At 59.9% G+C, this 13,133-nt stretch carries 9 protein-coding genes and 1 other RNA gene; 4 read left to right on the top strand and 6 right to left on the bottom strand.

The genetic code is table 11. The annotated features are described in order from the left end of the window. Positions 1-66: 66 nt before the first annotated feature. The 6 genes from rpsA to gyrA form a co-directional block, all read right to left on the bottom strand. Positions 67-1,893: a 30S ribosomal protein S1 gene (gene rpsA, locus C8C98_RS20885; RefSeq protein ID WP_255423189.1), complete on the bottom strand. Its 1,827-nt coding sequence runs from the start codon at positions 1,891-1,893 to the stop codon at positions 67-69. A gap of 33 nt (positions 1,894-1,926) precedes the next feature. Continuing rightward, positions 1,927-3,957, bottom strand: a complete 2,031-nt coding sequence (locus tag C8C98_RS20880) for a bifunctional 3-phosphoshikimate 1-carboxyvinyltransferase/cytidylate kinase (RefSeq protein WP_121455830.1) — start codon at positions 3,955-3,957, stop codon at positions 1,927-1,929. Then, the gene (locus C8C98_RS20875; protein ID WP_121455829.1) at positions 3,958-4,842 is read right to left on the bottom strand and encodes a prephenate dehydrogenase/arogenate dehydrogenase family protein; all 885 of its coding nucleotides are present in this window, start codon (positions 4,840-4,842) and stop codon (positions 3,958-3,960) included. A 12-nt stretch (positions 4,843-4,854) separates the two neighbouring features. Further along, complete coding sequence (gene pheA, locus C8C98_RS20870; RefSeq protein ID WP_121455828.1) at positions 4,855-5,952, bottom strand: prephenate dehydratase; 1,098 nt, start codon at positions 5,950-5,952, stop codon at positions 4,855-4,857. Between the two features lie 23 nt (positions 5,953-5,975). Then, a complete protein-coding gene (serC, locus tag C8C98_RS20865; protein ID WP_121455827.1) occupies positions 5,976-7,085 on the bottom strand; it encodes a 3-phosphoserine/phosphohydroxythreonine transaminase in 1,110 nt (369 codons plus the stop codon). Between the two features lie 110 nt (positions 7,086-7,195). Further along, positions 7,196-9,862, bottom strand: a complete 2,667-nt coding sequence (gene gyrA, locus C8C98_RS20860; RefSeq protein WP_121455826.1) for a DNA gyrase subunit A — start codon at positions 9,860-9,862, stop codon at positions 7,196-7,198. Between the two features lie 223 nt (positions 9,863-10,085). Between gyrA and ompA the strand changes: the two genes are divergently transcribed. The 4 genes from ompA to ssrA all read left to right on the top strand — a co-directional run bounded on the left by ompA (position 10,086) and on the right by ssrA (position 12,683). Continuing rightward, entirely contained in the window at positions 10,086-10,730 is a 645-nt protein-coding gene (gene ompA / locus C8C98_RS20855) for an outer membrane protein OmpA (RefSeq protein ID WP_099655817.1), read from the top strand. A 168-nt stretch (positions 10,731-10,898) separates the two neighbouring features. Then, positions 10,899-11,609, top strand: a complete 711-nt coding sequence (gene ubiG, locus C8C98_RS20850) for a bifunctional 2-polyprenyl-6-hydroxyphenol methylase/3-demethylubiquinol 3-O-methyltransferase UbiG (RefSeq protein ID WP_121455825.1) — start codon at positions 10,899-10,901, stop codon at positions 11,607-11,609. A gap of 9 nt (positions 11,610-11,618) precedes the next feature. After that, positions 11,619-12,284: an HAD-IA family hydrolase gene (locus tag C8C98_RS20845; RefSeq protein WP_121455824.1), complete on the top strand. Its 666-nt coding sequence runs from the start codon at positions 11,619-11,621 to the stop codon at positions 12,282-12,284. Between the two features lie 12 nt (positions 12,285-12,296). Then, positions 12,297-12,683: a transfer-messenger RNA gene (gene ssrA, locus C8C98_RS20840) on the top strand. The last annotated feature ends 450 nt before the right edge of the window (positions 12,684-13,133 follow it).

Below are 13,133 nucleotides of genomic sequence, written 5' to 3'. Positions count from 1 at the left end.
AATCTCCTGTGCAACGGGCGCTCATGCGCCCGGTGCCATCCGACCGGTTACCCGGTCAGCGCAGTTTTACTTTTCCGAGTTGTCCAGCTTGGCGCGCAGCAGGGCGCCCAGGCTGGTCGTGCCGGCGCTTTCGCGGGCCGATTGCTGCGACAGGCTTTGCATGGCTTCTTGTTGGTCAACCATGTCCTTTTGCTTGATCGACAACTGGATGTTGCGGGTCTTGCGATCCACATTGACCACCACAGCAGTGACTTCGTCGCCTTCCTTGAGCACGTTGCGGGCATCTTCCACGCGGTCGCGGGAGATTTCCGAAGCGCGCAGGTAGCCCACGATGTCTTCGCCGAGGTCGATTTCAGCGCCACGGGCGTCCACGGTCTTAACCTTGCCGGTCACGGTCTGGCCCTTGTCGTTCACGGTCACGAAGGTCGTGAATGGGTCGCCGTCGAGTTGCTTGATGCCCAGGGAGATGCGTTCGCGGTCCACGTCCACAGCCAACACGATGGCTTCGACTTCTTGGCCCTTCTTGTAGTTGCGAACAGCGGCTTCGCCGGTTTCGTTCCACGACAGGTCGGACAAGTGCACCAGGCCGTCGATGCCGGCAGCCAGGCCCACGAACACGCCGAAGTCGGTGATCGACTTGATAGGACCCTTGACGCGGTCGCCGCGCTTGGTGTCCTGGGCGAATTCTTGCCATGGGTTGGCCTTGCATTGCTTCATGCCCAGGCTGATACGGCGCTTGTCTTCGTCGATTTCCAGAACCATGACTTCGACTTCGTCGCCCAGCGAAACCAGCTTGGCGGGAGCGATGTTCTTGTTGGTCCAGTCCATTTCAGACACGTGCACCAGGCCTTCGATGCCGGGTTCGAGTTCGACGAACGCGCCGTAGTCGGCAATGTTCGTGATCTTGCCGAACAGGCGTGTCGATTGTGGGTAGCGGCGGTTCACGCCCATCCAAGGGTCGTCGCCCATTTGCTTCAGACCCAGCGAGACACGGTTCTTTTCGGTGTCGAACTTCAGGATCTTGGCGGTGATTTCTTGGCCAGCGGTCACCACTTCGGATGGGTGACGCACGCGGCGCCATGCCATGTCGGTGATGTGCAGCAGGCCGTCGATACCGCCCAGGTCCACGAACGCACCGTATTCGGTGATGTTCTTGACCACGCCTTGAACGATGGAGCCTTCCTTCAGGGTTTCCATCAGCTTGGCGCGCTCTTCGCCCATGGAGGCTTCCACCACAGCGCGGCGGCTCAGCACCACGTTGTTGCGCTTGCGGTCCAGCTTGATGACCTTGAATTCCATGGTCTTGTTTTCGTACGGCGTCAGATCCTTGATCGGACGTGTATCGATCAGCGAGCCGGGCAGGAATGCGCGGATGCCGTTGACCAGGACAGTCAGGCCGCCCTTGACCTTGCCGCTGGTCGTGCCAGTGACGAATTCGCCGGATTCCAGGGCCTTTTCCAGGCTCATCCAGGAAGCCAGACGCTTGGCGGTGTCACGCGACAGGATGGTGTCGCCGTAACCGTTTTCGATGGAGCCGATGGCCACCGAAACGAAGTCACCGACTTGGACTTCAACTTCGCCCTTGTCGTTTTTGAACTCTTCCAGCGGCACGTAGGCTTCGGACTTGAGGCCAGCGTTCACGACCACGAAGTTGTGCTCAACGCGCACGACTTCAGCGGTGATGACTTCGCCTGGGCGCATTTCCGTACGCTGCAAGGATTCTTCAAAAAGGGCGGCAAAAGATTCGGACATGTGTTTCCTTGCCACAAACAGGATTCCAGTAGCACCATTGCTACTGTTTTTATAGCTGCTTGCGGTGGTTTTTTGCGGTGTGACCGCGGTTAGGTTAAAGATCCAGTCCACCGGTGCGCTGGCGCGCGAGAGGGGCGGCATGGGCCTGTGGCAACGCCTTGCGGCTTTGCCGAATCAACCCTGTGCAGAGGCTGCAAAAGGCTGACGTTCCAGCCACCAGGCAAGCACCTGTTCGACGGCTTGTTCAATCGTCAAAGAGGAATTGTCTAGCACCAGAGCATCCTGTGCGGGCTTGAGAGGTGCCACGCTGCGGGAACTGTCCCGGGCGTCGCGCGCTTCCAAATCTGCACGAAGGTCGTCGATATTAGCCTGAAAACCCTTTGAAATCAACTGTTTATGGCGGCGCTCCGCGCGGCAGGCCGCGCTGGCTGTCAAAAACACCTTCAAAGGGGCGTCTGGGAAGATCACGGTGCCCATGTCGCGGCCATCAGCCACCAGGCCGGGCAGGCGCTGAAAGCTGTGCTGCAGGTCAACGAGTGCCGCGCGCACCGCAGGCAAGGCGGACACGCGGGATGCGTTCATGCCCGCTTCTTCGGTGCGAATGGCTTCGGTGACATCTTCGGTGCCCAGCAGCACATGGCCGTTGTCAAAGCGCACGGGCAGGGTTTGGGCCAGTTGGGCAATCTGCGCTTCATGCGCAGCATCAATGTGCAGGCCCGCTTGCAACGCGGCATAGGCCGTGATGCGGTACATGGCGCCGGAGTCGAGAAAGCCATAGCCCAGGCGGCGGGCCAGTTCGGCGGCCACGGTGCCTTTGCCAGAGGCCGTGGGGCCGTCGATGCAGATCACCGGGATGCGTGCCGTGGGCAGCGTGGTGGTGCCCAGGAAGGCCTCGAAGTACTCTGGGAACGTCTTGGCCACGCACTTGGGGTCTTCAATGCGCACCGGCAATTTGGCCGGATTGAAGGCGGCCAGCGAGAAGCACATGGCCACCCGGTGGTCGTCATAGGTGTGGATGCTGGCGGCCTTCCAGTCCTGCACGTGGGCGGGCGGGGTGACCTGGATGTAGTCCGCCCCCTCTTGCACCGTGGCGCCCAGTTTGCGCAGTTCTTTGGCCATGGCGGCGATACGGTCGGTTTCCTTCACACGCCAGCTGGCAATGTTGCGCAGGGTGGTGGTGCCTTCGGCATACAAGGCCATCACGGCCAGAGTCATGGCGGCGTCGGGGATGTGGTTGCAGTCCAGGTCAATGGCTTTGAGGGGCCAGGTGCCGCGCTGCACTTGCAGCCAGTTGGGGCCGCCGGTGACTTGTGCGCCCATGGCCTGGGCCGCTTCCACAAAGCGGATGTCCCCCTGGATGGAGTGCAGTCCCACGCCCATGATCTTGATGCTGTTTCCGGCTTCAGCGCTTGATGCGATAGCGCCAAGTGCTATGAAATAGCTAGCAGAAGATGCATCCGCTTCGACGTGGATGCTGCCGGGCGACTGGTATTGGCTACCCGCTGGGATGGTGAAGCGCTGCCAGTTGTCGTGGCTGACATGGATGCCGAACTGCACCAGCAACTGCAGGGTGATGGCGATGTAGGGTTTGGAGATCAGCTCCCCCACAACCTCAATGTGCACCGCCTGGGTGGTTGCCACCAAGGGCAGTGCCATGAGCAGCGCCGTGAGGAACTGGCTGGAGACATCGCCGCGCACCTGGATGGGTTGGTGCAGCGCCAGGGCTGGCACCCCTTGGGCGTGGGCGATGCGCAGCGGGGGGTAGCCCGGGTTGCCGAGGTAATCGATTTGGCAGCCGAGCTGGCGCAAGGCGTCTACCAAGTCGCCAATGGGGCGCTCGTGCATGCGGGGTACGCCGGAGAGTTCAAACTCGCCCCCCAGCAGGGCTAGGGCTGCAGTGAGTGGGCGCATGGCTGTGCCTGCATTGCCCATGAACAGCGCTGTGGGCGAAGTCGGCTTGAGGCCGCCCAAGCCTGTGATGTGTACGGTGCTGCCTGCCTCCACGACCTCGCAGCCAATCTTGCGCAGACCGTCGAGCATTACGCGTGTGTCGTCTGACGCCAGCAGGTCATGCACGGTGGTGGTGCCCAGGCTCAAGGCTGCCAGCAGCAGCACCCGATTGGAAATGCTCTTGGAGCCCGGCAAGAGAACTTCACCCCCAGCAGCGTCAAGAGCGGGGAGGTCCAGAAAGGCAGTGGTGAACATTTAGCGTGGTTTGGAGGTGCGTTGGGCGCCCATGCGCCAGTGGGCGCGGGTTTCGCTGGCGAGGGTCAGCATGTCTTCCAGGGCCTGCGAGTTGCCGTTGGCAATGGCTTGCTCAAGCTGCGCCAGGGCTTGTTGAAAGACCTTGGATTGCGCCAGCAACTCTTCACGATTGGCCAGCATGATGTCGCGCCACATCTTGGGTTCGCCAGCGGCAATGCGAGTGAAATCGCGAAACCCTGGGCCTGCCAGTGACAAAAACTGGTCGCCGTCGGGCTGCCCGGTCAGGCTGTTCATCATGGCAAATGCCAGCAGATGGGGCAGATGGCTGACGGCGGCGAAGGCGGTGTCATGCGATTCGGGTGACATGCTGCTGACGCGGCAGCCAATCGCTTGCCACACCTCTTGCGCTTGCACCAATTGCGCGGTGAGGGTGCGCTCGGTAGGGGTCAAAATGACCTGGCGGCCGTAGTACAACTCGGCGTCGGCATGCTCTACGCCGGCCACTTCGCGCCCGGTGATGGGGTGCGCGGGCACGAAAGAACCCACCTGGTCACGCAGCGCTCGGCGCGCCGCCTGCACCACGTCGGCCTTGGTGGAGCCCACGTCCATGACCAACATTTGGGGCGTGACCAAGTGCTTGATGGCCTTGAGGGTGGCTTCGGTGGCAGACACGGGGACCGCCACCAGAACAATGTCTGCACCCGCCACGGCCAGCAAGGCCGATGGCGCTTCCACATCGATGACACCCATCTGGCGTGCGCGGTCGGTGGTGGAGGGGGACTTGCTATAGCCCACGACCCTTTTGACCAGACCCGCCTTTTTCAGCGCCAGCGCAAAGGACCCCCCCATGAGGCCACAGCCAATCAGTCCAAGTTGTTCAAACATCGCGAACGCCCTTCACGAGGCCACGGGGTAGGTCCCCAGCACTTTGTAGAACGCGCAGAGGCCTCGCAGCTCTTCCAGCGCCCGTGCCACATGGGGCTGGGCCGGGTGGCCGTCCAGGTCAATGTAGAAATAGTATTCCCACTGGCCTGTGCGTGCGGGGCGGGACTCGAAGCGGGTCATGGACACGCCGTGCTTTTTGAGCGGCACCAACAGGTCGTGTACCGCGCCGGGCTGGTTGGGCACCGAGACGATCAGGCTGGTGCAGTCCTTGCTCGAGGGCGGTGGCGTCTGCAGGGTGTGGGGCAGGCAGATGATGGCGAAACGCGTGCGGTTGTACGCATCGTCCTGGATGGCGTGCGCCACGATGTGCAGGCCAAACTGCGTGGCCGCGCGCTCGCTGGACAGGGCTGCCCAGGCCGCGTTGGTCGTCGCCAGGCGTGCGCCTTCGGCGTTGCTGGACACCGGGCGGCGCTCGGCGTGCGGCAGGTGCTTGGTCAGCCACGACTGGCATTGCGCCAGCGCCTGGGGGTGGGCCAGCACCACTTCAATGTCGTCCAGCGAATTGCTGGTGCGCAGCAGGTTGTGCCGCACCAGCAGGCTCACTTCGCCCACCACATGCGTGGGAGTGTGCAGGAATAGATCGAGCGAACGGGTCACTACGCCTTCGGTGGAGTTTTCTACCCCCACCACGCCATATTGCGCGCTGCCAGCGGCTGTAGCGTGGAAGACTTCGTCGAAGTTAGCGCAATACATCAAGTCTGCGGCACCGCCGAAAAACTCGATGGCCGCTTGCTCGCAGAACGTGCCTTCTGGGCCGAGCACGGCCACCCGCTGGGGCGACTCCAGCGCCAGGCAGGCCGACATGATTTCGCGCCAGATGGCAGCCACATGCGCGCCTTTGAGGGGGCCGGGGTTGGCGGTCTGGATCTTGTCAATGACCTGCGCTACCCGGTCTGGCCGGAAAAAGGGGGTGCCTTCGCGCTTCTTGACTTCGCCCACCCGCTCGGCCACCAGCGCACGCTGGTTCAGCAGCGTGAGCAGTTGCTGGTCGATGTTGTCGATCTGAACGCGCAGACTGGCGAGATCGGGGGATGCTTGCGGAGTATTCATGGGTGGGCGTCGGTGGCGTGCACTCAGGCGTGCTTTTGTTCAAATTCTCGCAGGTAGGTCACCAGCGCCTGCACGCCCTCGATGGGCATGGCGTTGTAGATGCTGGCACGCATGCCGCCCACGGACTTGTGGCCCTTGAGTTGCAGCAGACCGCGCTCACGGGCGCCGGTCAGGAAGGCCTCGTTGCGGCTTTCGTCACGAAGGAAGAAGGGAATGTTCATGCGCGAGCGGCAGTTGGCGGCCACCTTGTTTACGTAGAACTGGGAGTTGTCGATGGCGCCGTACAGCAGCTCGGCCTTGGCGGTGTTGCGCTGCTCCATGGCGGCAATGCCGCTCAGGCCACCTTCGGTCTGGCGCTTGAGCCATTGGAAGGTCAGGCCAGCCATGTAGATGCCCCAGGTCGGCGGGGTGTTGTACATCGACTGGTTTTCTGCCACCACCTTGTAGTCGAATGCGCTGGGGCAAATGGGCAGTGCGTGGCCCAGCAGGTCTTCGCGCACCACGACCAACGTCAGGCCTGCAGGCCCCAGGTTCTTTTGCGCGCCACCAAAGGCCACGCCCACGCGTGACCAGTCCACACTGCGCGAAGCGACGTGGGAAGAGAAATCAATCACCAAAGGTGCATCGCTGCCCAGGGCTTGCAAATCGGGCAGTTCTTGAAACTCGACGCCATGGATGGTCTCGTTGCTGCACAAGTGCACGTAGCTGGAGCCCTTGCTGAGCTGCCATGTGGCCGGGGCGGGCAGGGTGGTGAAGTTGGATTCTTGTCCTGATGCCACCACACGCGATTCGGCGGCGTATTTGAGCGCCTCTTTTTGCGACTTCTGGCTCCAGCTGCCAGTCACCACAAAGTCCACCGTGCCAGCGCGCGACAGGTTCATGGGAACGATGGCGTTCTCTGCCAAGCCGCCGCCTTGCATGAACAGAATCTTGAATTGGGCGGGCACTGCCAGCAGCTCGCGCAGGTCGGCTTCGGCTTGCTCGTAAATCGAGATGAACTCTTTGCCCCGGTGGCTCATCTCCATCACGCCCATGCCACTACCGTGCCAGTCGAGCATTTCGCTGGCGGCTTGTTCAAGGACTTCGGCGGGAATCGCGGCCGGGCCGGCGGAGAAGTTGTAGGGGCGGTTCATCTGGTAGTGATAAAAAGAGCTTCCAGCGCTTGCTGATTAAGCGGTAGAAGCTCTGATTTTGATAGCAATCGCAGCCCCGACATTGCGGTGTGTCTGCGATCGGGTGGGGCTTAAGCGTCTGGGGCTTCACCGCCCTCGGTGGTGGGGTTGCCTTCGGCATCGTCTCCGCCTTCAGCAGTGGATTCCGCCACATTGGCGTCGTTCTCTACAATGCGCTGCAGGCCGCTGAGCTTGGAGCCCTCGTCCAAGGCAATCAGCGTTACGCCTTGTGTCGCCCGGCCCAGTTCGCGAATCTCGCTCACCCGGGTGCGCACCAGCACGCCCTTGTCGGTGATCAGCATGATCTCGTCGTCGGCGTGCACCAGTGTGGCGGCGACGACCTTGCCGTTGCGCTCGCTTTGCTGGATGGCGATCATCCCCTTGGTGCCACGGCCGTGGCGCGTGTACTCGACGATGCTGGTGCGCTTGCCGTAGCCGTTTTCGGTGGCGGTGAGCACGCTTTGTGTCTCGTCTTCGGCCACCAGCATGGCAATCACGCTCTGACTTTCTTCCAGCATCATGCCGCGCACGCCTCGTGCTGCACGGCCCAGCGGGCGCACATCGTTTTCATCAAAGCGCACCGCCTTGCCGCCGTCGCTGAAGAGCATCACGTCGTGCTTGCCATCGGTCAGCGCAGCGCCGATCAGGTAGTCGCCATCGTCAAGATTCACGGCAATGATCCCGCCCTTGCGCGGGTTGCTGAATTCGTCGAGCGCTGTCTTCTTGACTGTGCCCATGCTGGTGGACATGAACACATAGCGATCAGCCGGGAAGGTCCGCATGTCGCCTGTGAGGGCCAGCACCACGTTGATCTTCTCGCCGTCTTGCAGCGGGAACATGTTGACGATGGGGCGGCCACGTGAACCGCGCGAACCTGCAGGCACTTCCCACACCTTGAGCCAGTACAGGCGGCCTCGGTTGGAGAAGCACAGAATGTAGTCGTGCGTATTGGCGATGAAGAGCTGATCAATCCAGTCGTCTTCCTTGGTCGCCGTGGCCTGCTTGCCGCGCCCGCCACGCTTTTGGGCGCGGTATTCAGACAGGGGCTGGCTCTTGATGTAGCCGGTATGGCTGAGCGTCACCACCATGTCGGTGGGAGTGATCAGGTCTTCTGTGGACAGATCTTGCGCGCTGTATTCGATAATGCTGCGGCGTGCGCCCAGCTTGTGCTGGCCAAACTCTGTCTTGATCGAGGTGAGTTCGTCGCCAATGATGGCGGATACCCGCTCAGGCTTGGCCAGAATGTCCAGCAGGTCTTCAATGACCGCCATGACTTCCTTGTACTCGGCCACGATCTTGTCTTGCTCCAGGCCTGTCAGGCGCTGCAGGCGCATCTGCAGGATTTCCTGGGCCTGCGTTTCAGACAAACGGTATAGGCCATCCTGGCCCATGCCGAATTCTTTTTCCAGGCCTTCGGGGCGGTAGTCATCGGCATTGATCACACCGCCATCGGCGCGGGTGCGCGTCAACATTTCGCGCACGAGCTTGCTGTCCCATGAGCGGGTCATCAACTCGGCTTTGGCCACTGGTGGGGTGGGGGCGTTGCGGATGATGGCGATGAAATCATCGATGTTGGCCAGTGCCACGGCCAAGCCTTCGAGCACATGCCCGCGATCGCGTGCCTTGCGCAGCTCGAACACCGTGCGGCGTGTCACCACTTCACGCCGATGTTGCAGGAAGACGCTGATCAGGTCCTTGAGGTTGCACAGGCGCGGCTGACCATCGATCAGCGCCACCATGTTCATGCCGAAGGTGTCCTGCAGCTGGGTCTGCTTGTACAGGTTGTTGAGCACCACCTCGGGCACTTCGCCGCGCTTGAGTTCGATCACCAGGCGCATGCCCGACTTGTCGGACTCATCCTGAATGTGGCTGATGCCTTCGATCTTCTTTTCGTGCACCAGCTCGGCCATGCGCTCCTGCAGCGTCTTCTTGTTGACCTGGTAGGGCAGCTCGTCGACGATGATGGCTTGGCGTTGGCCGCGATCAATGTCTTCGAAGTGGCACTTGGCGCGCATCACCACTTTGCCACGGCCTGTGCGGTATCCATCCTTTACGCCGTTGATGCCATAGATGATCCCGGCAGTGGGGAAGTCGGGGGCCGGGATGATTTCCATCAACTCATCGATGGTCGTCTCGGGGTTGCGCAGCATGTGCAGACACGCATCCACCACCTCATTGAGGTTGTGCGGCGGGATGTTGGTTGCCATGCCCACCGCAATACCTGCCGAGCCATTGACCAGGAGGTTGGGGAGCTTGCTGGGTAGGACCAGCGGCTCTTTTTCACTACCGTCATAGTTGGGGCCGAAATCGACAGTTTCTTTGTCGATATCGCCCAACATCTCATGGGCGATTTTTGCCAAACGGATTTCAGTGTAACGCATCGCCGCAGCGTTGTCGCCGTCTACCGATCCGAAGTTACCTTGTCCATCCACCAGCATGTGGCGCAGCGAGAAATCCTGCGCCATGCGAACGATCGTGTCATACACCGCCGAGTCGCCGTGAGGGTGGTACTTACCGATCACATCACCCACAATACGGGCCGACTTTTTGTAAGGTCGGTTCCAGTCGTTGTTGAGTTCGTGCATGGCAAACAGCACGCGGCGATGGACCGGCTTGAGGCCGTCACGAGCGTCAGGCAAGGCCCGGCCCACGATCACGCTCATTGCGTAGTCGAGGTAACTGCGCCGCATTTCTTCTTCAAGACTGATCGGCAGGGTTTCTTTGGCAAACTGGGTCATTTGGACGGCGGTGGCAGCAAAGGAGAGCCATTTTAGGCTGAGATGCTTGTAGCGCCTATGCAACATATGCGGGCTATTGCGGTTTTGTCCTACGGTGCCTTATGCGCTAGAGCCTCTTTTCGCCTGTTACGTATGGCACAATCGTTTTAACGTTTTTGGTGGTGGTCACCCTAAACGTCCTGATTCGCAGCGAGGCTGCGGCTTTTTCCCCAAGAGGAGAACCATGAAGAAACTGAACAAAGTGGCGATGTTGTTTGCCTCTGCAGCGCTCGCAACCGCCGCTGGCGCACAATCCGTGGACAACTGGAAGAACGGTTCCGGCGACCTGGTCTGGAAGAACGGCACCAATGAATACTGCTGGCGCGATGCCAACTGGACGCCTGCTACCGCAGCCGCCGGTTGCGATGGCGCTATCGCAGCAGCTGCTCCAGCTGCCGCTGCCCCAGCTTCTGCAGCTCCAGCTGCCCCAGCTGCTGCAGCTCCAGCTGCTGCCGCTCCAGTCGTGGCCGCCCAAAAGGTGACTTACGCTGCTGACGCTTTCTTCGACTTCGACAAGTCGGTTCTGAAGGCTGAAGGCAAGGCAAAGCTCGACGACCTGGTTTCCAAGGTCAAGGACATCAACCTGGAAGTCATCATCGCCGTGGGTCACACTGACTCCGTGGGCTCCGATGCTTACAACCAAAAGCTGTCTGTGCGTCGTTCTGAAGCCGTGAAGGCTTACTTGGTGTCCAAGGGCATCGAAAAGAACCGTGTCTACACTGAAGGCAAGGGCGAGAAGCAACCAGTGGCAGACAACAAGACTGCCGAAGGCCGCGCAAAGAACCGCCGCGTGGAAATCGAAGTGGTTGGCACTCGTGCTACCAAGTAATCTTTGATTACTCCAAAAAAAGCCCCGTCAGGGGCTTTTTTTTATGCCTGAGTGATTTTCATCATTTTGGCGAATCTCAGGCTTTTTCAATTTTGATGGCGAGGTGATGACTGGCCGATGGCAATTGCCAAAAGCCATTGAGGGTATGGAATAGAGGAAAATGGCGAAATGATCGAATCAATCAACGCAGACCCTGCTGAGCTGGCGAAATTCTCTGATTTAGCGCACCGTTGGTGGGATCCAGAAAGCGAGTTCCGTCCGCTACACCAAATCAACCCGCTTCGTTTGGACTGGATCAACACCCACGCAGGTTTGGACCGGTGCAGAGTTCTGGATGTTGGTTGTGGAGGAGGGATCTTGGCCGACTCCATGGCCCGTAAAGGGGCCGATGTGACGGGTATTGACTTGGCCACCAAATCCTTGCGTGTAGCCCAACTGCATGCACTGGAAACTGGCACCCCCCACATTCAATACCGAGAAATCAGCGTAGAAGCTCTGGCTGAAGAACAACCCTCCAGTTTTGATGTGGTGACCTGCATGGAAATGCTGGAGCATGTGCCGGACCCACACTCTGTGGTGCAAGCCTGCGCCCAACTGGTGAAGCCCGGTGGATGGGTTTTTTTCTCAACCTTGCACCGCAACGCCAAGGCTTTTATGCTGGCCATTGTGGGGGCGGAGTACCTGCTGAATATGCTGCCCCGAGGTACGCACGAGTACGCCAAGATGATCAAGCCCAGCGAACTGGCATCCAGTTGCAGAGCGGCAGGCCTGGATGTGCTTCACACCAAGGGGCTTGAATACAACCCGGTCACGCGCCGGTATTGGCTCAGCGCCGACACCAGTGTCAATTACATGCTGGCAACCCAAAAATTTTCTTGATTGCTCCGTATGTTCAACAACATTGAGGCTGTGCTGTTTGATCTGGACGGTACCTTGATTGACAGTGCACCGGACCTTGGAGCGGCTGCCGACAAGATGCGCACTGACCGCGGCCTCTCCTCCTATCCCCTCGATCTGTACCGCCCGATGGCTGGCGCTGGTGCCCGTGGCATGTTGGCGCAAGCGTTCGGAATGAACCCCGAACACCCCGATTTCCCGGGGATGCGGGAGGAGTTCTTCGTGAACTATGAACGCCGCATGACCGTATCGACGTCCATCTTTGATGGGGTGGCTGAGATGCTGGAAGCCTTGCGGTTGCGCCAGCTGCGCTGGGGCATCGTGACAAACAAATCGATGCGCTTTACAGACCCTTTGACACGCTCCATGCCTCTGCTGGCGGCCGCTGAGGTCGTTATCAGTGGTGACACAACACCCCACGCCAAGCCCCATCCCGCTCCTTTGCAGGAGGCTGCTAGGCGTTTAGGGGTGGACCCTGGTCGCTGCATCTATGTGGGCGATGACGAGAGGGATATCATCGCCGGACATGCTGCCGGTATGGCGACGGTGGCTGCAACCTATGGCTATCTTGGTGCGCAAACCGACATCACGCGGTGGAATGCCCACACCTCAATTAATTCTCCGCTGGAGCTCTTGCAACGGATCGCAGTGGCCTAAAATAGAAAGCCTGGGGCTGTCCTGGTTTCGACGTGGGTTCGGAATCGGTGTGGTGCATGTCGAGCTTGAGTCACGCTCGTAAATCTCGATTTAAAAAACTAACTGCAAACGACGAACGTTTCGCACTCGCTGCTTAATTGCCAGTGAGCCTTGCAACAGTTGGCCGATGGGCTGGGCAAGGGGGTTCTGAGCAATCAGAGCCTCCCGGCTGCAAGGATAATTACATGGGCTGGCCCTGATCCGGGTACCTTGGATTGGGGTAAGAAAATAGGGTGCTGGCTGCTGTTGTAGCGTGCGACTGCGCGATGACGGTGGCGAGATTCAAAACAGACCGCTAAACATGTAGATCTGCTCGATGAAGGCTTGCGGACGCGGGTTCAATTCCCGCCAGCTCCACCACCATAACGTCCAAGGGCGTTCGCTGACTTCCAGCGAACGCCCTTTTTCTTTGGTAAATCAACGACTTACAGTGCATGAACGTGCATAGTCGTCCGTGTGCATCCAAGGCAAAGCGGGGGAACGGATGGGGGAACAAACCAGAAAAGTCGTAGACTGCGCCCAGTTGTTCCCCCGTTTCCCTATGGGGGAGGCCGTTCCCCCACCCAAGGGCGTTCGCTGAAATCCGGCGAACGCCCTTTTTCTTTGGTAAAGCAACGATTTACGGCCTATGGCTGTCTTCAGGCACCCATCCAGCCTTGAAAAATTGGGGGTACGGCCGGGGGTACAACCGCCCCAATTTGGTGTGATCGGTGTTTTGTACGCCCAGGTTGATGCACTTTGAGTGCTTTAGAAATCTAAGGGGCTCGTGCGCTAGTTTGGTTGCTGCCGCTGCAGGCGTGGATTCGCGTG

It is taken from the genome of Acidovorax sp. 106 (genome assembly GCF_003663825.1).
Taxonomy (GTDB): domain Bacteria; phylum Pseudomonadota; class Gammaproteobacteria; order Burkholderiales; family Burkholderiaceae_C; genus Acidovorax.
This window is presented reverse-complemented; position numbering and strand designations above follow the sequence as displayed.

What these genes read in the sequence shown, in the direction of transcription:
- rpsA (WP_255423189.1), bottom strand. Translation starts at nt 1,893, where the DNA reads ATGCCGCCCCTCTCGCGCGCCAGCGCACCGGTGGACTGGATCTTTAAC.
- serC (WP_121455827.1), bottom strand. Translation starts at nt 7,085, where the DNA reads ATGAACCGCCCCTACAACTTCTCCGCCGGCCCGGCCGCGATTCCCGCC.
- pheA (WP_121455828.1), bottom strand. Translation starts at nt 5,952, where the DNA reads ATGAATACTCCGCAAGCATCCCCCGATCTCGCCAGTCTGCGCGTTCAG.
- C8C98_RS20845 (WP_121455824.1), top strand. Translation starts at nt 11,619, where the DNA reads ATGTTCAACAACATTGAGGCTGTGCTGTTTGATCTGGACGGTACCTTG.
- C8C98_RS20880 (WP_121455830.1), bottom strand. Translation starts at nt 3,957, where the DNA reads ATGTTCACCACTGCCTTTCTGGACCTCCCCGCTCTTGACGCTGCTGGG.
- ompA (WP_099655817.1), top strand. Translation starts at nt 10,086, where the DNA reads ATGAAGAAACTGAACAAAGTGGCGATGTTGTTTGCCTCTGCAGCGCTC.
- C8C98_RS20875 (WP_121455829.1), bottom strand. Translation starts at nt 4,842, where the DNA reads ATGTTTGAACAACTTGGACTGATTGGCTGTGGCCTCATGGGGGGGTCC.
- ubiG (WP_121455825.1), top strand. Translation starts at nt 10,899, where the DNA reads ATGATCGAATCAATCAACGCAGACCCTGCTGAGCTGGCGAAATTCTCT.
- gyrA (WP_121455826.1), bottom strand. Translation starts at nt 9,862, where the DNA reads ATGACCCAGTTTGCCAAAGAAACCCTGCCGATCAGTCTTGAAGAAGAA.